Origin of the sequence: Luteimonas fraxinea (genome assembly GCF_021233355.1) — a bacterium.
Classification (GTDB): Bacteria; Pseudomonadota; Gammaproteobacteria; order Xanthomonadales; family Xanthomonadaceae; genus Luteimonas; species Luteimonas fraxinea.
This window is the reverse complement of record NZ_CP089507.1, coordinates 1,508,806-1,528,724: the sequence shown is the minus strand read 5'-3', so window position 1 is coordinate 1,528,724 and position 19,919 is coordinate 1,508,806. Positions and strand designations below refer to the sequence as shown.

Genomic DNA, 19,919 nt, shown 5'->3' with positions numbered 1-19,919 from the left:
TCGACGTGATCAGGTAGCGGTAGCACATCTAGACGATTCCGATTGGCGTGTGTGAGCGCGCACTGCCCAGCGTGTCGTTTAAGACCGTATTGCCCACTTGAACCCAGCAGTGCGCTGAGAAAGGCTCACAGGTGACACCGAGGACAACCGGGGCGCTGAAATCTCGTCGCGCGAGGAAGAGCGAGAGCGCCAGGGAGTCGAGCAGGCAAGATGGTTCGATTGGCACATACCGCCGTACGCGTTGAAAGCGGTGCGCGATCTGCGCCAGGTGCTCGTCCACGACGCCCGGCTCATCAGCTAGCCGCCGGCGGCGCTTGTGTAAGAGGGAAGAACTCGCACTAAGCGATTCCTTCAAAGGCCGTGCCTTGAGCCGATACCGCACCCTTGCGAGGAGGATCGCAACCTCCAAAAGAAGGCGGAAGTCGATCCGCGTGCGAACCTCTTCGTGATCTTCAAGGCTGTGTTGCGCGGCGGGGATTGGGAATTCCCTGTCGGACGTTCCGAGCGCTCGCAAACCAGCCGCAATGTTCAATGGAAGTTGGAGATCCGTCTCGGCGTTCCTATCGCCTCGCAGAACTGCGTTGACGATGTGCTCTTGCTGCGCCGGCAGGCGGAAATAGCGGTCAGCTACGACATCAAGGAAGACGAGATGATCGTTGGCATGACAACACCAGAGATCTGGTCCCAATCTGTAAGCCATCTCCTGCTCCAAGCAAGTGGCGCGCCTTGCGGCGCGCCGTTGTTGCTCAGTCTTCGGAAATGCCGGGCATGGGCAGCCCGCCGAAGCCTTCGGTGGCGATCACGCCGCCCTGGGTCTCGACGCTAGCAACGCCGAGTTCGATCACCTCGTCCCGCGCATCGGCGGGGATGTTGTCGTTGGTCTTCATTGCAGTCCTCCTGGGTTGCGCCACGGAGCATCCGTGGCAGGTCCAACCTAGGAACCGGCACAAGTAATTCTCAATTGATTCTTGCTTGATGCAGCAGAAATACTTGACGCTTTGTGATCTCAGTCGCGAACATCGGGTCGATCACTCGGGAGGCTGCCGCAGTCAGCTACTCAATGCAGGGCATCTCGCTTCTGACTCAGGTGCGAGACGATCTTGGGGACCATTGCAATACGCCTTTGATGAAAAGCGCGCACGCCGGCCTTGAGCGAAGTGAGATCCCGCGCCGCCCAGTGGCTGTACAGCTCAGCGAGTTCGTCGTGGGCATTACCGATGAGGGATTGCTTGGCACGTCGGATCGGCGCGAGTTGGTCATTGGTTCGCTTCACTGCTTCATGCAGCTCCTCAAATTCGACAGCCTTCGCAATGGCGTCGAACAACTTCCATGTCGATTTCGGCAGGTCTTGGGGATCTAGTGGCGGCAGCGACTCTGCGGCCAAATGCGCGGCCGCGGTTCTATCGACAGCCTCAAGCAGGAGGATTTCCATCCAGTCGTAGCGGTCGCGCAGCGCTGCCTCGAAGGGCAGGGGCACATGAAAGCCGCCGCGGGCATGAAGCTCGACCAGGCCAGCCCCTGCCAGCCGATGGAGCGCGTACCGCACGGGCGTGACGCTTGTCCTGAACTCTCGCGCCAAAGTCAGTGGCTCGACGTGCTGGCCGGGCTGGTAGCGACCTTCCTGAATTGCCCGTCGAATGCGCTCGTAGAGAAATGTGCTCTTGGTGTGGATCGCGTTCATCGCGGAACTCCATGTCAGCGTAAAGCGTCGTCCTTGTTGAAAAGTACTACAGAGTAAAAGCTTGCGCGAATACCACTTTTTGCAATCGGTGGCCCGTAAGCGAATGCTATCTGGTGAGAGTCGTTTTCGAATCCGTCGAAAAACAAATCTTATGGCGCTGCTCCAGTCCCATGTGCGGCCGAGTGCACCAGCACGATCATCTTTCGTCAGGTCTGCTTCTCATTGGAACAACCTGCCATGCCGTGCCAAGACGCTGTGCGCGTTCGGCTGGATGAGTCGTCAGGTGGCAACAGAGCTTAGACGGTCCGTCCGTTGATGGCAGAGCGCATGCCAATTGTTCTGGGCGAGGCAAATATGGCGCCTCCCTTTCAGTGAACCGTCGAGCCTTCCGCGGTGCGCTCAGCCAGCTCGCTCAAGGCAGAGCACATTGAGCAGAAAGCTGACCACCTCATTCCCGTCTCCAGCGGCCACCGCTGTCTGCGCAGTGCGCCCGCCCAGCACGGCAATCGGATCGGAGCTGTACCAAGCCTCGACCTGCATTGGATCGTTCACTACGCTAACGGCCAACTCGAGCACCCGGCGTTCGGCCACCGGAGGCGTCATTGGTCCCTCTCCGCGCTAGTCGTCCCAGGCATTGCAACGACGAATCGGGCCCCACCGTGTGGGACAGGTTCGAAGTGCACTGTCCAGCCATGCGCCATGCAGATCTCCCGCACGATCGCCAGCCCCAATCCTGCCCCGTCACTCGCAACTGGCCCGCGCCAGAAGCGCGCGAACAGATGCACGCGATGCGCGCTTTCTACCCCGGGGCCTTCATCCGTGACGGCAAGGCCGCGTCGCGATACGTGGAGTGTCACGGTGCCGCCAAAGGGCGAATGGTTCACCGCGTTCTCGAGCAGATTCTTGAGCAGCACGAACGCCGCGCCGTCATCGAGATCCACCCACGCCTCGGGGCCGTCGTGACAGATCTGCAGGGTCACGCCTCGACGTTCGGCGAGTCGGCCGAGATAATCAACGCCGTCAGCCGCCAACGCCCACAACGATCGGCGGGCGAAGCGATAATTATGACCCTCACTGACCTCGGCCAGATGTAGCAGCTGCTTGACCTGGCGGCCCATCAGTCTGGTCTCGCGCAGCATGGCCTCGCGGTTCTGCCCGCCTAGTTCGATCTCCGCCTGCAAGAGTGCCAATGGCGTCTTGAGCTCATGGGCGGCATGCGCCAGAAACGCTTGCTGCACCCGAAATCCTTGTTCGAGCCGCTCGAGCGCGGAGTTCAATGCGTCGATCAACGGCGCCACCTCTGATGGCACGTCACCGATGTTCAGGCGCGCCCCCAGCGTACGCGGCCCGATACCCGCAGCGATCGCTGACGCACGCTGCAGCGGTGTCAGCGCGCGGCGCACGGTGAATAAGATCACTAGAAAGAACACCAGCAGTGCGCCTACCACGGTCGTTATCGCGGAGCCCAGGTAGAGTTCCCGCGCGTACTCGCCCAGCCGTGCTTCGAAGCGACTGCTGTGTGCGGCCTGAAGCCGATACGACACGCTGCCTGAGATTACGTCGCGCTCTCCTACCCGCAGTTGCACCCGCTCTCCGTCGTCACGAAGTTCCAGGCTGTCAGTACCGAGCGGCGTACGCTCCAGCGCCTGCAACGCCGGACCATCAAGGCTGGGGAGTACAGTTCGCCCGCTTACATCCACTACGCGAAACGCGGTGTCCTTGCGCAACGCGTCATACATGTCCGAGCTTGATACCGGCCTGTACAGCAAATCCCCGTTCGCAGCGATATCGAGACTGAGCTCAAGCTCATCTAGCTTTTCCTCCACTTCCGCATCAAGCAGATAGTCGGCATCGCGTACGTGGTGCAATACCAGCAGTAGCAGCGCAGCGGCGGCGGTTGCGGCAAGAAAGGCCGCCAGCGTCGCGCGCAGCAGCCGGGCTACCAGGCTAGCGGGGCGCATCGACGTCTCTCAAAGCGAATCCGTGCCCACGGATGTTTTCCAGAAAAAGCGCGGCATCGATCGCCGTCAGTTTTCGCCGCAGTCGGTGCACGGCGACGTCCAGGGCGTTCGGGGTGACAGCATCCGTCAACCCCCAAGCCGCCTGCTCAAGACTTTGACGGCGCACGGGCTGGCCATCGGCGCGCACCAGGCAAATGATCAACTGCAGCTCTGCTGGTGACAGCGTCACCACTTCGTCGCCGACAGCCATGCAGCCCGCCTCGGGAATCACACGTAATCCGCCACGGGTCATTTCAGTGGGCTGCATTGCGGGTGGCCTGCGCAGTAGCGCACGGACTCTGGCCAGCAGTTCCTCCATCGCGAACGGTTTGGCCAGATAGTCGTCGGCGCCCGCCTCCAGCCCATCTACGCGATCGCGCAGTGCATCACGCGCAGTCAGAATCAGACATGGCGTGCGACATCCATCGACGCGCAGGCGGCGGACCAGATCGAGCCCGTCTCCGCCCGGCAATCCGCGATCCACGATCAGCGCGCCGTAGTCGCGCTCGTTGAGCGGATGCCACGCCGATTCCATCGTGTGGAAGACATCTACGACGATCCCCGCTGGTTGCAGCCCGCGAACGATCAGATCGGCCAGGCGCTCGTGATCCTCGATAAGGGCAATGCGATTCATGAAGACGACCTGGCAGGACAAGAACGAGTGCGGGTCAGAACCCGCGTGAAACACCTAGCACCAGTTGCGCAGTGCCGCTCGTATCCCCTTCCAGCAGCGGACTGTCGCTGAGTTCATTCGGCAAAAACTGGTAACGCAACAGGCCTTGCAGACGCCACTTGCCGGCCAGCGGATGCGAGAACGCAACACCGACATGCGGCACCAGCGCTGCGTCGGGTTGGTAGCCGACACCCGCGAAGGTCTCCTCCGGCGCAACGCCGTAATAGTAGTTCGCCATGTCATCGGACATCCAACGTACGCCCACGCCGGGAATCAGCGTCGTGCGCCCCAGCTGCACGCGGTAACCGTAGTCCGCGGACAGCTCATATCCGCTACTGGTATCAGTGATGTCGGCCAGTGCACGCACGTGCAACTGGTGGGCGTCCCACTGCCATCGCGCCGCAATGCCTGCATCGGCCGCGTTGTCGCGGTCGTCCAGCCGGTCAAAGTCAACGCCATTGACTGCAAGTTCCTCCCGACCCAGATCTTTCGTGTCGAACCCGTCGAACCGGCCGGACACCATGGCGTCGAGCGAAAATTTCGGCGTGTTCCAAAGATGCATGCCCAGCGTGACGCCCTGCCAATAGAAGCGTTCACCCTGGAAATTGATCAAAGGTGCCGGGCGCAGCTGGATGTCTTCGCCGGCATAAGCGGTGTCCTTGGCCGAAACACCCAGACCAAGGGTCCAACGGTCATTGGCTGCCCTGACTTCCTGCTCGCTGGAATCTGATTGGGCGAACGCGGACAGCGGGAGCAGCAGCGCGAGGAACAGGACAGGTCGGATCATGGACAGAGGCCGCTTGGGAGGGGCGCCCACTGTGCGGGCTCGCCTCTTACACCAGACTTACGCGCCTGACGCCGTCGGCGCGACGTTCCCCTCAACTGAGTAGCAGGCTGCTTTGGAGTCCAATTCCCAACGAAGGAGATTGGACGTGTAGAAGCGTTTCAGCGAAGAACAGATCATCGGCTTCCTGCGTGAGGCCGAGGCCGGGCTGCCGATCAAGGAGTTGTGCCGTCGGCACGGCTTCAGCGAGGCGTCGTACTACTTATGGCGCAGCAACTTCGTCGGCATGAACGTGTCCGAAGCCAAGCGACTGAAGGAACGCGAGATCGAGAGCGCGCGGTTGAAGAAGCTGCTGGCCGAACAGTGCTTGAGAACGAGGTGCTCAAGGACGTGTTGCGGGAAAATGGTGAGCGCACCGGTCCGCCACGAGCATGTGCGCTACGTGGCCGGCAAGGGATTAAGCGAGCGGCGCGCCTTGCGCGTGGCGGGGATGAGCGCCAGTGCGTTGCGCTACACGCCGCGTCCGGATCGCAATGTCGAGTTGCGCGGGAAGACCCAGGCACTGGCGCATCTGCACAAGCGCTACGGCGTCGGAATGATCTATCTCAAGCTGAGGCAAGGCGGCCACGTCGTGAGCTACAAACGCGTGGAGCGGCTGTATCAGCAGGCGAAGCTGCAGGTCCGCGCGACGATCTGCGGCAGCCCGCAGATGTTGGCCAACTTCCGCCGGCTGCTCGACGCGCACGGCTTCGAAGCCGCCCCGCGCATCGGCACGCCGGGCCAGTACGTCTTCAAGCGCACGTTCGTCGAGAAATGGCGCTGAACCCACTACAATCGGCTATTCCTCGGAGAACACCGCATGAAGATCCTCGTGACCGTCGACGGCAGCGATATCAGCGGCCGCGCCCTCAAGTTCGCCGCCAAACTCTCCAAGCAATTCGTCAAGGCTGGCAGCGTGACCGTGTTGCACGTGGACCTGCCTGCGTTTCCCGGCGTCCAGCGCAAGATCGGTGCGGAGGCAATCCGCGCCTATCATCACGACAACCACGAGCACGTACTTTCGATCGCGCGCAAGGCGCTCGCACGCAGTCGCATCGAGGTCGAAGAGGTGCACGAGGTGGGCGAGGTCGCCGAAACCATCCTCGCGGTGGCCCGCAAGCGCAAGATCGACTTGATCGTCATGGGCTCGCACGGACGTTCGGCGGTCAAGGGCGTGCTGCTGGGCTCGGTCTCGACTAAAGTCATCGCCCAGACCGAGATCCCGGTCACGATCATCCGTTGACCGTTGACCGTTGACCGTTGACCGTTGACCGTCGGCAGGCGGGCACACACCCCGCCCCGCCTCAGCCCTGCAGCGCGGCCTTGATCGGGCCGCGCAACGATTTCGGCGTCGCCCGCGGCGCATGGCGGCCGATCAGGAACTTGGTGAAGTTCCACTTGATCGCACGCGCGCCCAGCACGCCGCGCTTCTGTGCCTGCAGCCAGGTCCACGGCGGATGTGCATCCGCGCCGTTGACGTCGATCTTGGTCGACATCGGGAAATAGACCGCGTAGTGGAGCGCGCAGAAATCCCGGATATCCGCCGCCGCGACTGGTTCTTGGTGCCCGAACTGGTCGCAGGCGAAAGCCCAGCGCCACCAGCCCCTGGTCGCGTTAGTCGCGCCACAGTAACTGCAGCCGGGCGTACTGCGGGGTGAATCCGCACTTCGACGCGGCGTTGATGATCAACAGTAGGCGATCTTCGAAATCGGACAGCGGTTGCGGCGAGCTGTCGAGGCTAGTGGCATGGAAGACGGTGCCGGCAGCGGAAGGCCGTCGTGCGGTGCACGCCCAGTCGCGAAGCAGCCTTGTGCACGCTCAGGCCTTCCTCCCGCGCCTGCGCCTGCGCCTGCGCCTGCGCCTGCGCCTGCTCCAGCCATTTGCTTCGATGGCGCAAACGCGCCAACGGCGTTTCGGTCAGGCGGTGAGCGTGACACCGCAGCCTCGGCACCTGAAATGCTGAAAGCCGTGCGCCTGCCCGTTACGCACCAGATGTCGGCTCTGGCAGTGCGGGCAGGCGCTGGGGCTCTGATGCCGGGCCAGAACCCATCGCTGGACACTTGGCTCTGCAGCGCCAACACCTGATCGCTGATGAAGCGTCAACTCGACCAACTGCGCCTGCAATCGCCTCAATTCGCGCTGGCGCATCGTCATCTCGGGGCCGGACAACCCGGCTGACACAGTAGAATCGGGCAGGACTGGATCAGGCGATGAGACCGTCACTACTCAACGCGAACCGCGCCTTCTGATAAGGAGGGCCCAACGGGGGTGAGCGACGGCGCCACTCGCCCAGGGTGTCGACATGGACCTCCGGATATTTCGCCGCCGCCCTCGTGCTGACAGTGGGAGGTGGAAGGCCAGCGCCTGCACGTTCCAGTTCGCGGTCAACGGCGGCGGCGCGTTGAGCGCGGTAGTCGTCTTCGCTCCGCTTCAGTTCAATCGTCATCCAGGGCGATGGTTTGGTTCCGTGACGCGAAAATAGTAACGGGTTCGTCACGCGCCTCGTCGAGCCCTGACTTGTCCACGCCCTTGAGCCCGTTCCACACGCGCGGGCTGCTGGCGATCATCATTTCCTCGACCTCGCCGAACGCCCCTCGCAGGCGGCCCTACTCCTGTTCGGTGTAGCGCTGCGACACGTCGGCGATGCCCTCTGCCCCGCGCACGTGGTGATGCAGCATCTGCGACACTAAACGGCTCTCGCCGAACGGCTGCTGGTGGACAGCGGGTGCATGCCCGCTGGCGGTATCGTCGACGCGGGCTTCGATGAACTGCGCTGGCCACTGCCGGTACGACCGGGCGACGAACTGCGCGTGGAAAGCGAAGTGCTGGACGTGTGCGCGTCGAAATCGAATGCGCGGATCGGTCTGGCAAAAGTCCGCACGACAACGCTGAACCAGTACGATGCCATCATGCAGAGATCCGTCGGGCGGTCCCGTGCACGGCATCGGTTGTGCAGGAGCGCGTGAAGGCCTTCCAACCGGTCCTGCGGTGTGCCTATCTGCAGGCCGGGCGCGTCAGGCGGCGCGCGCTCATCCCGCCATCCAGCCGATCACCAGTGCGTTGATCAGGTCGATGAAGAAGCCGCAGACCAGCGGCACGATGAGAAAGGCCCGCGGCGCGGCGCCATGCTCGCGCGTCACCGCACTCATGTTGGCGACGGCGGTCGCGGTCGAGCCCAAGGTGATACCGCCGAAGGCGGAGCACATGACCGCCGCCTCGTAGTTGCGTCCCATGACGCGGAATACGACGAAGACCGTGAACACGATCACCAGCGCGACCTGCAGCAGCATTACCGTCCCGATGAACAGCAGCATCGGTTGCAGGGCCCACAGCTGCAGCCCCATTAGCGCCATCGTCAGGAACATGCCCAAGCTGATGTCGGAGACCAGCGCCAGGCCCGGTTGCATCGTGTCGTAGCGCCACATGCGGCCGCCGCGCGGTGCGAACAGATCGCCGAGGCTGCGCAGCGTGATGCCCGCCAGCAGGCAGCCGACGAACGCAGGCAGGTGAAGCCCGGTGGTCGCGATCAGCGCGGATACGCCTTGGCCCAGCAACAGGGCAACATTGAGCCAGAGCAGCGCCAGCAGCACGCCGTAGTAGTCGAGCTGGTTGCGCGTGGCATCTCCATGCAGGGTGCCGACCTCGAGGCCGGCATCGGCCGATGGCATCACCGCATGGCGGCGCATCAGCCAGCTGGCGATCGGCCCGCCGATCACGCAGGCCGCGATCAGTCCGATCATGTTCGCTGCCAGGCCCAGCTCGCCGGCGCCTGCAATGCCCAGGGTTTCGACGAAATGCGGCGTCCAGGCCACCGTGGTGCCGACCCCGCCGGTCAGCGACACCGAGCCGACCATCAGCCCCGCACGCGGATCCAGCCCGAACAGGCCGGCCAGCACCATGCCCAGACCGTTCTGCATGACCATGAAGCCCGACGCCAGCAGCACCAGGATCGGCAATGCCCAGCCGCCCAAGGCCAGGGCGCGGATGTTGGAGTTCAGGCCGAGGGCGGCGAAGAAGTACAGCAGCAACATGTCGCGCGCGCCCAGCTCGAAAATCACTTGCAGGCCCGCGCCGTAGTACAGGGCGCAGACCACCGCCGCGCACAGGGTGCCGCCAACCACCGGTTCTGGAATGCCATAGCGGCGCAACAGCGCGACGCGGCCGGTCAGGCCCTTGCCGACAAACAGCAACAGGATCGCCAAGGTGAAGCTGACGAAGGCATCGACTGCGAGAACGCTGTCTGCGCCGGCTGCCATAAGCATCAGGGCTTTCCCCGTGGAGGGCGCGCGGTTGACGCTAAAGGGCGGGAAGGGCAGGGGGCAGGCAGACGGGAAAGGAGTGGCAGGACGCGAAATGGGGACATCGACATGTATGGATCGGCGCCGATGGCGCCCGGACTCCTTGCAGTGGAATAAGCGCGTCAATCGGGACCGGCCCGGATTTCTCTAGCAACCAGGTAGTCGTTAGCGCGCTCTGCATGCTAGCTTAACGAACTGCGAGTCGTTCATTGATCCAGGTCAAGGCGATCGGCGTTCGGCTGCCACACGCTCGCTTTTTCGCTCACTGGTTGGGTCGTCGAATGCGTATTGTCCTGCTCTCGCCGCCATCAGACATTGCTTCCGAGCAGGCGACACCGACCGCTGCCTTACGCCTGTCTGCGCCGCAGCTTGGTACGATGCTTCAGCAGGGGGCATGCCGGTGAACGGTCCGTTGCATGGCAAACGCGGCCTGGTCATCGGCATCGCCAACGATCGCAGCATCGGCTGGGGATGCGCGCAGGCGCTTCGCGATGCTGGCGCGGAGCTGGCGGCGACCTGGCAGGACGAGCGCGCACGCCCCCACGTCGCGCCATTGCTCGAGGGCCTGCCGGTCACGATCGCGCAGCCACTCGACGTGCGCGCCCCGGCGCAGATGCAGGCCCTGTTCGACGCGATCGCAACGCGTTGGGGCAGCCTGGATTTCCTGGTGCATTCGGTCGCGTTCGCGCCGCGGCAGGACCTGCATGGCCGCGTCGTCGACAGTTCGGCGGACGGTTTCGCGCTGGCCATGGATGTGTCGTGCCATTCGTTCATCCGCCTGGCGAAGCTGGCGGAACCGCTGATGCCCCACGGCGGCAGCCTGGTGACGATGAGCTACCTCGGCGCCGAGGACGTGGTCGACCGCTACGGCCTGATGGGCCCGGTCAAGGCGGCGCTGGAGAGCAGCGTGCGCTACCTCGCCGCGGAACTCGGGCCCGCGGGCATCCGCGTCAATGCGATCTCCCCCGGCCCGGTCGACACCCGCGCCGCCTCTGGGCTGGCCGGTTTCGAGGCCCTGCTGGCGCAGGCCGAGCAGCGCGCGCCGATGCGCCGCCTGGTCGGTATCGACGAGGTCGGCGCGCTATGCGCGTTCCTGGTCGGCGAGGGCGCGCGCTCGATCACCGGCGACACCCACTACCTCGACGCCGGCTTTCATCTGCTGAGCTGACGCCTTTTCCTGTTCACGGATGCCTGTCCCGATATCTACCACCAAGCGCAAACCCCTTCTCATCGCCGCGGTCGTCGTGGCCGGCGTCGCCATCGCCGGCTACGCCTGGTTCTCAAGGCCGGCGTCGGGGCCGGGCGAGGGGTTCGTCAGCGGCAACGGGCGAATCGAGGCGACCGAGATCGATGTCGCCAGCCGGATACCGGGCCGCCTGCGCGAGCTGCATGTACGCGAGGGCGATTTCGTCGAAGCGGGCCAAGAGCTCGGCCAGATGGACACCGACGTCCTGCGGGCGCAGCGCGACCAGGCCCAGGCCCAACTGGCCCAGGCCACTACCGCGGTCGCCACCGCGCGTTTCCAGGTGGCGCAGCAGGAAAGTCAGCACGCTGCCGCCACGGCCGGTGAGCGTCAATCCTCTGCTGGGCTGCGCGCGGCGCGGCAGCGCCTGGAGCGCAACCGCGCACTGGCCGCGCAACAGATGGTCTCGGCGCAGACGCTGGACGATGTCGCCACCGATGTGGCTAGCGCCGAGGCTGCGCTCGCCTCGTCACGCGCCCAGGTGGCCGCGGCGCTGTCGGTGATCGAGACCGCGCGCTCGCAGGTGGCCGGTGCCGAGTCGGCGGTCGACGCCGCCGCCGCCGCGATCGCCAGCATCAATGCCGACATCGCCGACGCTGCGTTGAAGGCACCGCGGGCGGGACGCGTGCAGTTCGTGGTCGCCCAGCCCGGCGAGATCGTGACCGGCGGCGGGCGGGTGGTGAACATGATCGACTTGTCCGACGTGTTCATGACCTTCTTCGTGCCCGAGGCCGTCGCCGGGCGTGTCGCATTGGGGGCCGAGGTGCGGATCGTGCTCGATGTCGCGCGTGACCGGCCGATCCCGGCCACCGTCTCGTTCGTCGCCAGCCAGGCGCAGTTCACGCCCAAGACGGTAGAGACCGCGAGCGAGCGCGAAAAGCTCATGTTCCGGGTCCGTGCCCAGGTGCCCGCGGAACTGCTGCGGAACTACCAGGAACAGGTGAAGACCGGCGTGCCGGGCGTGGCCTGGATCAAGCTCAATCCCGACGCGCAGTGGCCCGCGTCGCTGGCCGCCGCGCAGCGGGACTGACCGATGGCGAACGATGCGCCGCCGGTGGTGCGCTTGCAGGATGTCCGGCTGGCCTACGGCAAGGTGGACGCGCTCAGGGGCGTGGACCTGGACATTCCCGCCGGGTGCATGGCCGGACTGATCGGCCCCGACGGCGTGGGCAAGTCGAGCCTGCTGTCGCTGGTGTCGGGTGCACGGGCCGTGCAAACGGGGCGGGTCGAGGTGCTGGAGGGTGACATGGCCAGCGCGGGGCACCGCGCTGCGGCCTGCCTGCGCATCGCCTATATGCCGCAGGGGCTGGGCAAGAACCTCTATCCCACGCTGTCGGTCGAGGAGAACCTGCAGTTCTTCGCGCGCCTGTTCGGACACGGCCAGGCCGAACGCCGGCGCCGCATCGACGAGCTGACCCGCGCCACCGGCCTGCATCCCTTCCTTGATCGCCCCGCCGGTAAGTTGTCGGGCGGCATGAAACAGAAGCTCGGCCTGTGCTGTTCGCTGATCCACGATCCGGACCTGCTGATCCTCGACGAACCCACCACTGGTGTCGATCCGCTGGCGCGCGCGCAGTTCTGGGAGCTGATCGACAGTATCCGCGTCGACCGGCCCGGCATGAGCGTCCTCGTGGCCACCGCCTACATGGACGAGGCGCAGGGCTTCGACTGGCTGGTGGCGATGGACGAGGGCGAGGTGCTGGCTACTGGCACGCCGGCCGAACTGCTGCAGCGTACCGGCAGCACATCGCTGGAAGCCGCCTTCGTGGCGCTGCTGCCTGCGGAGAAGACCCGCCACCACGCGCCGGTGGTGATCCCGCCGCTGGACGTCGACGCCGACGACATCGCGATCGAAGCCCGGGACCTGACCATGCGCTTCGGCGATTTCGTGGCCGTGGACAGCGTGAGCTTCCGCATCCGCCGCGGCGAGATCTTCGGCTTTCTTGGTTCCAACGGCTGCGGCAAATCGACCACGATGAAGATGCTGACTGGCCTGCTGGCCGCCAGCGAGGGCCGGGCCTGGCTGTTCGGCCACGAGGTGGATCCCGACGACATCGCCACCCGCCGCCGCGTCGGCTACATGTCGCAGGCGTTTTCGCTCTACAGCGAACTGACCGTGGATCAGAACCTGGTGCTGCACGCGCGCCTGTTCCATGTGCCAGAGGGCGACATCCCCGCGCGCGCCGACGACATGGTCGCGCGCTTCGGATTGGAGAAGGTGAAGGACGAGTTGCCGTCGGCATTGCCGCTGGGCATCCGCCAGCGCTTGTCGCTGGCGGTGGCGATGGTGCACACACCCGAACTGCTGATCCTCGACGAGCCCACGTCGGGCGTGGACCCGGTGGCGCGCGATTCGTTCTGGCGGCTGCTGGTGGAACTGTCTCGCCGCGACAAGGTCACGATCTTCATCTCCACGCACTTCATGAACGAGGCCGAGCGCTGTGACCGCATGTCGATGATGCATGCCGGCAAGGTGCTCGACAGCGACGTGCCGGCGAAGCTCGTCGAAAAGCGTGGCGCACGCACGCTGGAGGAGGCGTTCATCGGGTACCTGGTCGAGGCCGGCGGCGGAGGCCCCGCGCAGGCCGACAGCCCGAACGCGGCAGTGGCCGACCCCGCGTTGCAGGAGGCGCCGCATCGGCGCAAACGCTTCAGTTTCCAGCGGCTGCTCAGCTACGCTTGGCGCGAAGCGCTGGAGCTGCAGCGCGATCCGGTGCGCGCCACGCTGGCGCTGGGCGGTTCGCTGATCCTGATGGTGGTCATGGGCTTCGGCATCGGCACCGACGTCAACGACCTGCGCTACGCCGTGTACGACCTCGACCAGTCCGCGCTGTCCAACAGCTACCAGCTCGACATCGCCGGCTCGCCGTACTTCCTTGAACAGCCGCCGATCACCGGCTACGACGATCTCGACCGGCGCATGCGCAGCGGCGAGCTGACCCTGGCGCTGGAGATTCCGCCCGGATTCGCGCGCGACGTGGCTCGCGGCACGCCGGTGGCGATCGGCGCCTGGTTCGACGGTGCGATGCCACAACGCGCGGAAACCGTGCAGGGTTACCTGCAGGGCATGCACCAGCACTGGCTGGCCGAGCAGGGCCGCATGCGCGCCGGCGCATCGGCCGCCGGCGAGATCTCAGTGCAGAACCGCTTCCGCTACAACCCCGACATCAAGAGCCTGCCGGCGATGGTGCCGGCGGTCATCCCGATGCTGCTGCTGATGCTGCCGGCGATGCTGACCGCGCTGGCGGTGGTGCGCGAGAAGGAGATGGGCTCGATCATCAATCTTTACGTCACCCCGGTCACGCGCACCGAATTCCTGATCGGCAAGCAGCTGCCCTACGTGGGATTGGCGATGGTGAACTTCCTGCTGATGGTGCTGCTGGCGGTGACCCTGTTCGGCGTGCCGGTCACCGGCAGTTTCACGACCCTGGTGCTGGCGTCGCTGGTGTTCTGCATCATCGCCACCGGCATGGGCCTGCTGGCGTCGGCGGTGACCCGCAGCCAGATCGCGGCGATGTTCTTCGCGATGATCGGCACGCTTATCCCGGCGATGCAGTTCGGCGGCATGATCGACCCGGTGTCCTCGCTCGACGGCATGGGCCGGGTGATCGGCGAGCTCTATCCGGCCAGCCACATGTTCACGATCAGCCGCGGCGTGTTCAATAAGGCGCTGGGCTTCGGCGATCTGTCGGCCAACGTGTGGCCGCTGCTGCTGGCCGCCCCGGCGATCGTCGGGGCGGCGATCCTGCTGCTCGGCAAGCAGGAGCGCTGAGATGCGGCGGACGCTGGCCAACATCTACCGCCTCGGGGTGAAGGAACTCTGGAGCCTGTGGCGCGACCCGATCATGCTCGCGCTGATCGTCTTCACCTTCACCTTCGCCGTGTACTCCTCGGCCTCGTCGATGCCCGAGACGCTCAACAACGCGCCGCTGGCGGTGGTGGACGAGGACAATTCCCAGCTGTCGCAGCGCATCGTCTCGGCGTTCTATCCGCCGCAATTCGCGCCGCCGGCGATGATCGGCCACGCCGAGGTCGACCCGGGGCTGGACGCGGGCACCTACACGTTCGTGATGAACATCCCGGTGAACTTCCAGCGCGACGTGCTGGCCGGTCGCGCGGCGCAGATCCAGCTCAACACCGACGCCACGCGCATGACCCAGGCGTTCACCGGCAGCGGCTACATCCAGCAGGTGACGATGGCGGAGATCAACGAATTCGTCAGCCGCTATCGCGGCCGCGCCGCGCCGCCGGTCGACCTGGCGCTGCGCGCGCGCTTCAACCCGGCGCTGGACAAATCCTGGTTCGGCGGGCTGTCGCAGATCATCAACCAGATCACGATGCTGTCGATCATCCTCACCGGCGCGGCGCTGATCCGCGAGCGCGAACACGGCACCATCGAACACCTGCTGGTGATGCCGGTCACCCCGGCGGAGATCATGCTTGCCAAGATCTGGTCGATGGGCCTGGTGGTGCTGGTGGCCGCCGCGCTGTCGCTCAACGTGGTGGTGCGCGGCCTGCTGGACGTGCCGGTGGCGGGATCGGCCACGCTGTTCTTCGCCGGCGCCGCGCTACTGCTGTTCGCCACCACGTCGCTGGGCATCTTCATGGCCACCGTGGCCCGCAACATGCCGCAGTTCGGCATGCTGGTCGTGCTGGTGCTGTTGCCCCTGCAGATGCTGTCGGGCGGCAGCACGCCCTTCGAGAGCATGCCGGCGGCGGTGCAGCGGGTCATGCAGCTCGCACCCACCACGCATTTCGTCGAACTGGGCCAGGCGATCCTGTTCCGCGGCGCCGGACTGGACGTGGTATGGCCCCGCTTCCTGGCACTGCTGGGCATCGGCGGCGCGTTGTTCTTCCTGTCATTGCAGCGCTTCCGCAACACCATCGCGCAGATGGCATGAGCGCCTCTTCCGTCTTCCACCGAGCAAGGAGCCAATCATGCAAGAGGTGACCCTGCTGCCGTTCCAGCTGTACCGTGCCAACCTCGAGTTGCAGTTGAGGATCTGCAAGCTGCTGCAGGAAGGCGGGCGGCACTGGCTGGAACTGAGCGAACACCTGAGCCGCGACGGCATCGTCGAAACCGACACCGAGCTGCGGGCGCTGCTTGAATCGGGCGATTGGCAATCACTGTCGGCGCTGCCGGCTGACTCGCTCGGTAGGCTGTTCCAGCAGCGGCTGGGGGACGGCCAGGCCGCGCTCCAGACTGCGATCAGAGCGCAGAACATCTTTGCCGAAGGTCTGCAGTCGGCGCTGTCGAGCTGGCAGCGGGCCACGACCGAAGTCTTGCCCGCGGCGGCGGAGGCGGACGTCTGGACCAATGGTCCGTGGGCGCCGTTGCTGGGCGCCTGGGCCGCGCCGCTGACGGCTGGCGCGCGCGCGCAGAAGGCGCACGCGGATGTAGCCGCGACCTCGGCTGCGCAGCCAGCCAAGCGCCCGGCACGCAAGACTGCCAGTCCGCCCATGCCCAAGCCGGCGGCTAAGCAGACCCCTGCGCGTAAAACATTCAGAACATCCGCCCGCACCAGGCCCTCGGGTGCGCTGCGTGGGGATTAATGCCGGCCACGCGCAGGTGGTGTCGACATCGGCCGCGCCGGACTGGCATGCACTGCCGGTCAACGCGGTGCTCGACATGCTGGATACATCCGCGCAGGGCCTGCGCGGCGAGACGGCTCAGGCGCGTCTGGCCGCGCATGGCCCAAACGCGCTGCCAGCGATGCGTCCGGTGCCGGCATGGCGGCGGTTCCTGCGCCATTTCAACGACCCGTTGATCCTGTTCCTGCTGGCCGCCGCGCTGGTCGCGCTGCTGTTGCAGCATGTTGTGGATGCAGCCGTCATCGCGGTGGTGGTGCTGATCAACGCGATCGTCGGATACATCCAGGAGGGACGTGCCGAGCAGGCGATGTCAGCGCTGCGCGCGATGCTGTCGGCCAACGCGCATGTCCAACGCGACGGCGCCCGGATCGAGGTGCCGGTGACCGGCCTGGTACCAGGCGACGTGGTGCTGCTGGAGGCTGGCGACCGGGTGCCCGCCGATGCGCGTCTGCTGCGGGGGCGCGGATTGCGGATCGACGAATCGGTGCTGACCGGCGAATCGGTGCCTGCCGACAAGACCAGTGAACCGGTCGCAGCGGATGCGGACCTGGCGACGCGGGCATCGATGCTCTATTCCGGCACGCTGGTCGCCTCGGGCCAGGCTAGTGTCGTGGTGGTCGCAACAGGGGCGGCGACCGAGGTCGGGCGCATCGGCACGCTGCTCGGTGGCGTGCAGGCGATCACCACGCCGCTGCTGGCACAGATCGGGCAGTTCGGCCGGCGCTTTACCCTACTGGCGCTCGTGCTGGCCGCGGCGCTGTTCGCGTTCGCCGTGCTGTGGCGCGACTACGCATGGCTGGATGCGCTGATGATCGTGGTGGCGCTGGCGGTGGGCTTGGTGCCCGAAGGCCTGCCCGCGGTCATCACCATCACCCTGGCCCTGGGCGTACGCCGCATGGCCACGCGCAACGCCATCATCCGGCGGCTGCCGGCGGTGGAGACGCTGGGCGCGACGACGGTCATCTGCACCGACAAGACCGGCACGCTGACCCGCAACGAGATGACCGTGCGCCTGGTGTGCACGGCCGCCGGCGCGGTGCAGGTCGAAGGCAGCGGCTATGCGCCCGAGGGCGCATTCGGGCCGGCGACCGGCGCCGAAGCCGCACGCACCGCTGCCGAGGGCGTCGCCCGCATCGGCGCGCTCTGCAACGACGCCCGCCTGCAGGACGTGGACGGCGCATGGCAGGTGGATGGCGATCCGATGGAGGGCGCGCTGCTCGCGCTGGCGTTCAAGGCCGGCGTCGACGTGTCCGCGCTGCACGCGCGCCATCCGCGTCTGGACGAGGTGCCGTTCGACGCTGGGTACCGTTTCATGGCCACCCTGCATGCCGAGCCCGATGGCGGTGCGCTGCTGTGCGTGAAAGGCGCGCCCGAGCAGGTGCTGGCGCTGAGTCGTGGGCAGTTGGACGCGGAGGGTAGCCTGCAGTCGCTCCAGCCGGAGGCTTGGCAGCAGGCGGTGGATGCAGCGGGCGCGCAAGGCCAGCGCGTGCTCGGCTTTGCCCAGGCGCGCTTGCCGCAGGTGCCGCCCGGGTTCGGCCTGTCCGACGTGAGCGATCTGGTGTTCGCGGGGATCGCCGGATTCATCGATCCCCCGCGCGAGGAAGCCAGGCGCGCGGTGGCCGAGTGCCGCGCGGCCGGCATCGCGGTGAAGATGATCACCGGCGACCATGCGGCGACCGCGCAGGCGATCGCCCGCCAGCTCGAAATCGCCGACGCTCCCACCGTCGTCACCGGGCGGGCGCTTGAATCGGTCTCCGATGCGGCGCTGCCGGCGCTGGTCGAACGCACCGACGTGTTCGCCCGCAGCAGTCCCGAGCACAAACTGCGGATCGTGCGCGCGCTGCAGTCGCTGGGGCACACCGCGGCGATGACCGGCGACGGGGTCAACGATGCACCGTCACTCAAGCAGGCCGACATCGGCATCGCCATGGGGCACAAGGGCACCGAGGCGGCCAAGGAGGCCAGCGAGATGGTGCTGGCCGACGACAACTTCGCCTCGATCGCTGCGGCGGTGCACGAGGGACGCGCCGTCTACGACAACATCCGCAAGGTGGTTGCCTGGACGCTGCCGACCAACGGCGGCGAAGCGCTGACCGTGGCGCTGGCGATCGTGCTGGGCTGGTCGCTGCCGATGACCGCGCCGCAGATCCTGTGGATCAACATGGTGCTGACGATCACCCTGGGCCTGGCACTGGCGTTCGAGCCGCCCGAGTTGGGGGTGATGCAGCGGCGTCCCCGGCGGCGTAGCGCAGCGCTGATTTCACCGTTCATGCTGTGGCGGATCGTGCTGGTGTCACTGCTGTTCAGCGTGGGCGCGTTCGGCATCTTCGGCTGGGCGCAGCAGCGAGGCCTGGATATGGACACCGCGCGGACGATGGTGGTCAACGTGTTCTGCGTGATGGAGATCGCCTATCTCTTCAGCGTGCGCTACCTGCATGGCAGCGCCTTCACCTGGCGCGGCCTGGTCGGTACGCCGGCGGTGCTATGGGCGGTGGCCGGTGTGGTGGTGGCGCAGTTGGCCTTCACTTATCTGCCGTGGATGCATCTGCTGTTCGACAGCAGGCCTGTGCCGTGGCTGGAGGGTGGGGTGATCGTGCTGGTGGGTGTCGCATTGCTGGTCGTTCTCGAATGCGAGAAATGGGTGTTGCGACGACTGGATGTCTTTGAAGAGCTGAAGCACGCGCCGGATCCATCCGTTGCGCGGACAGGAGAAACGCGATGAGCGTCAACGAATCGAACGGTAGCAGCGGCGTGCTGCTGGCAACCGACCGTGCACCGCGTTGCGACCGCGCGCTCGACCGCGCGCTCGTACTGGCACGCAGCCTGGGTGGGACGGCGGTCGCCGCGACCATGGTCGATCCGGGGACGCGCCAGGCCGAAAAAGTCCTGCGTCGTAAGCAGCCCGACTGGTACCGCGCCACCTCGCTGCGGACCCGTGCCGAGCGCTGGCTGCGACGCGAGGTCGCCCAGCCGGGCGTCGCGTGGCGCGTCCACGCGGGCGAGGGCGATGCCGGAGCGCAGCTCAACGGCATCCTCGACGGTTGTGCCGGCGACATGCTGGTGGTGACCGGGCCGGTGCGGCCGGGCGTGCTGAGTCCGACCGTGTTCGGTTCGACCGTCGACCACCTGCTGCGACGAGAGCGGATTGCGCTGCTGACCGTGCACGAGCGTGTGCATGGCGAATATCGCCATATGGTGGTGGCGAGTGATTTCTCCGCGCCGTCGCTGGCTGCGTTGCAGCGTGCACGCGCGTTGTTCCCCGCAGCGCGGCTCACGGTGCTGCATGGTTTCGAAGTGCCGTTGCTGGGACTCATGAACACCGGGCAGGACGAGACGGTCGCGCAGGTGCGCGCGCAGCTGCGCGAGGCGGGGCAGGCCCTGTTGCACAAGCACGCGCCTGATGCCGAACTGGTGGTGGAGCACGGCGATCCCGCGAGGCTGGTGCAGCAGCACGTCGAGAGCGTCGATCCGGATCTGGTCGTCGTCGGTACCCACGGGCGCGGTGCGGTGTACGAATTGCTCGTTGGCAGCGTCGCCCGGCGCATCGTTGCGGCCTCGGCCGTCGACACACTGCTCATCCGCAGTTGATGGACGCGCCGGCCACGCGGG

Annotated in this window: 20 protein-coding genes and 3 pseudogenes; 12 read left to right on the top strand and 11 right to left on the bottom strand. The window is 66.0% G+C overall.

Going from position 1 to position 19,919, the window contains the following annotated elements; translation table 11 throughout:
- Window positions 1–28 precede the first annotated feature (28 nt).
- From LU699_RS06895 to LU699_RS06865, 7 genes are all read right to left on the bottom strand, one after another.
- A complete protein-coding gene (locus LU699_RS06895) occupies window positions 29–700 on the bottom strand; it encodes a lasso peptide biosynthesis B2 protein (RefSeq protein ID WP_232133917.1) in 672 nt (223 codons plus the stop codon).
- A gap of 46 nt (window positions 701–746) precedes the next feature.
- Complete coding sequence (locus LU699_RS06890) at window positions 747–887, bottom strand: benenodin family lasso peptide (RefSeq protein WP_232133918.1); 141 nt, start codon at window positions 885–887, stop codon at window positions 747–749.
- Between the two features lie 170 nt (window positions 888–1,057).
- Window positions 1,058–1,681 (bottom strand): GntR family transcriptional regulator, encoded by a 624-nt coding sequence (locus LU699_RS06885; protein ID WP_232133919.1) that lies wholly within the window; start codon window positions 1,679–1,681, stop codon window positions 1,058–1,060.
- A gap of 399 nt (window positions 1,682–2,080) precedes the next feature.
- Complete coding sequence (locus LU699_RS06880; protein WP_232133920.1) at window positions 2,081–2,284, bottom strand: hypothetical protein; 204 nt, start codon at window positions 2,282–2,284, stop codon at window positions 2,081–2,083.
- Window positions 2,281–3,642 carry a sensor histidine kinase gene (locus LU699_RS06875; RefSeq protein WP_232133921.1) on the bottom strand — a complete coding sequence of 454 codons (1,362 nt, stop codon included), beginning with the start codon at window positions 3,640–3,642 and terminating at the stop codon, window positions 2,281–2,283. The genes LU699_RS06880 and LU699_RS06875 overlap by 4 nt, the downstream gene beginning before the upstream one ends.
- Window positions 3,629–4,315: a response regulator transcription factor gene (locus LU699_RS06870; RefSeq protein WP_232133922.1), complete on the bottom strand. Its 687-nt coding sequence runs from the start codon at window positions 4,313–4,315 to the stop codon at window positions 3,629–3,631. The genes LU699_RS06875 and LU699_RS06870 overlap by 14 nt, the downstream gene beginning before the upstream one ends.
- A gap of 34 nt (window positions 4,316–4,349) precedes the next feature.
- Window positions 4,350–5,141 (bottom strand): MipA/OmpV family protein, encoded by a 792-nt coding sequence (locus LU699_RS06865; RefSeq protein WP_232133923.1) that lies wholly within the window; start codon window positions 5,139–5,141, stop codon window positions 4,350–4,352.
- A 151-nt stretch (window positions 5,142–5,292) separates the two neighbouring features.
- Between LU699_RS06865 and LU699_RS06860 the strand changes: the two are divergent.
- The 3 genes and pseudogenes from LU699_RS06860 to LU699_RS06850 form a co-directional block, all read left to right on the top strand.
- Window positions 5,293–5,823, top strand: a pseudogene (locus LU699_RS06860) (transposase); the annotation flags it as partial.
- Window positions 5,821–5,961 (top strand): annotated as a pseudogene (locus LU699_RS06855) (ferredoxin--NADP reductase); the annotation flags it as partial. The pseudogenes LU699_RS06860 and LU699_RS06855, both read left to right, overlap by 3 nt.
- Window positions 5,962–5,997: 36 nt before the next feature.
- Window positions 5,998–6,420 carry a universal stress protein gene (locus LU699_RS06850; protein ID WP_232149804.1) on the top strand — a complete coding sequence of 141 codons (423 nt, stop codon included), beginning with the start codon at window positions 5,998–6,000 and terminating at the stop codon, window positions 6,418–6,420.
- A 61-nt stretch (window positions 6,421–6,481) separates the two neighbouring features.
- Here the strand turns inward: LU699_RS06850 and LU699_RS06845 are convergent.
- Window positions 6,482–6,893: pseudogene (locus tag LU699_RS06845) on the bottom strand (glutathione peroxidase).
- Here LU699_RS06845 and LU699_RS06840 point away from each other — a divergent pair.
- Complete coding sequence (locus tag LU699_RS06840) at window positions 6,832–7,140, top strand: hypothetical protein (protein WP_232580575.1); 309 nt, start codon at window positions 6,832–6,834, stop codon at window positions 7,138–7,140. The pseudogene LU699_RS06845 and the gene LU699_RS06840 overlap by 62 nt on opposite strands.
- Here LU699_RS06840 and LU699_RS18415 read toward each other — a convergent pair.
- Together LU699_RS18415 and LU699_RS18315 are read right to left on the bottom strand one after the other, a co-directional pair.
- A complete protein-coding gene (locus LU699_RS18415) occupies window positions 7,095–7,325 on the bottom strand; it encodes a transposase-like zinc-binding domain-containing protein (protein ID WP_425491653.1) in 231 nt (76 codons plus the stop codon). The two genes, LU699_RS06840 and LU699_RS18415, sit on opposite strands and share 46 nt — an antisense overlap.
- 287 nt (window positions 7,326–7,612) lie before the next feature.
- Window positions 7,613–7,744 (bottom strand): hypothetical protein, encoded by a 132-nt coding sequence (locus LU699_RS18315; RefSeq protein ID WP_269781353.1) that lies wholly within the window; start codon window positions 7,742–7,744, stop codon window positions 7,613–7,615.
- Window positions 7,745–7,906: 162 nt separating this feature from the next.
- Between LU699_RS18315 and LU699_RS06835 the strand changes: the two genes are divergently transcribed.
- The gene (locus tag LU699_RS06835; protein ID WP_232133925.1) at window positions 7,907–8,143 is read left to right on the top strand and encodes a hotdog family protein; all 237 of its coding nucleotides are present in this window, start codon (window positions 7,907–7,909) and stop codon (window positions 8,141–8,143) included.
- A 63-nt stretch (window positions 8,144–8,206) separates the two neighbouring features.
- On the opposite strand, the gene gltS is transcribed toward LU699_RS06835, so the two are convergent.
- Window positions 8,207–9,601, bottom strand: coding sequence for a sodium/glutamate symporter (gltS, locus tag LU699_RS06830; protein WP_232580521.1), 1,395 nt, complete (start codon window positions 9,599–9,601; stop codon window positions 8,207–8,209).
- A 274-nt stretch (window positions 9,602–9,875) separates the two neighbouring features.
- Between gltS and fabI the strand changes: the two genes are divergently transcribed.
- From fabI to LU699_RS06795, 7 genes are all read left to right on the top strand, one after another.
- On the top strand, window positions 9,876–10,643 hold the full coding sequence (gene fabI / locus LU699_RS06825) for an enoyl-ACP reductase FabI (RefSeq protein WP_232149801.1): 768 nt from the start codon (window positions 9,876–9,878) through the stop codon (window positions 10,641–10,643).
- A 76-nt stretch (window positions 10,644–10,719) separates the two neighbouring features.
- Complete coding sequence (locus tag LU699_RS06820; RefSeq protein ID WP_232149799.1) at window positions 10,720–11,748, top strand: HlyD family secretion protein; 1,029 nt, start codon at window positions 10,720–10,722, stop codon at window positions 11,746–11,748.
- A 3-nt stretch (window positions 11,749–11,751) separates the two neighbouring features.
- Entirely contained in the window at window positions 11,752–14,490 is a 2,739-nt protein-coding gene (gene rbbA / locus LU699_RS06815) for a ribosome-associated ATPase/putative transporter RbbA (RefSeq protein ID WP_232133929.1), read from the top strand.
- Window position 14,491: 1 nt separating this feature from the next.
- Window positions 14,492–15,619, top strand: coding sequence for an ABC transporter permease (locus LU699_RS06810; RefSeq protein WP_232133930.1), 1,128 nt, complete (start codon window positions 14,492–14,494; stop codon window positions 15,617–15,619).
- 37 nt (window positions 15,620–15,656) lie between these two features.
- Window positions 15,657–16,271 (top strand): hypothetical protein, encoded by a 615-nt coding sequence (locus tag LU699_RS06805; RefSeq protein ID WP_232133931.1) that lies wholly within the window; start codon window positions 15,657–15,659, stop codon window positions 16,269–16,271.
- Window positions 16,261–19,032, top strand: coding sequence for a cation-translocating P-type ATPase (locus LU699_RS06800; RefSeq protein ID WP_232149796.1), 2,772 nt, complete (start codon window positions 16,261–16,263; stop codon window positions 19,030–19,032). Before LU699_RS06805 ends, LU699_RS06800 begins: the two co-directional genes overlap by 11 nt.
- The gene (locus tag LU699_RS06795) at window positions 19,029–19,898 is read left to right on the top strand and encodes a universal stress protein (protein ID WP_232133933.1); all 870 of its coding nucleotides are present in this window, start codon (window positions 19,029–19,031) and stop codon (window positions 19,896–19,898) included. The genes LU699_RS06800 and LU699_RS06795 overlap by 4 nt, the downstream gene beginning before the upstream one ends.
- Window positions 19,899–19,919: the final 21 nt, after the last annotated feature.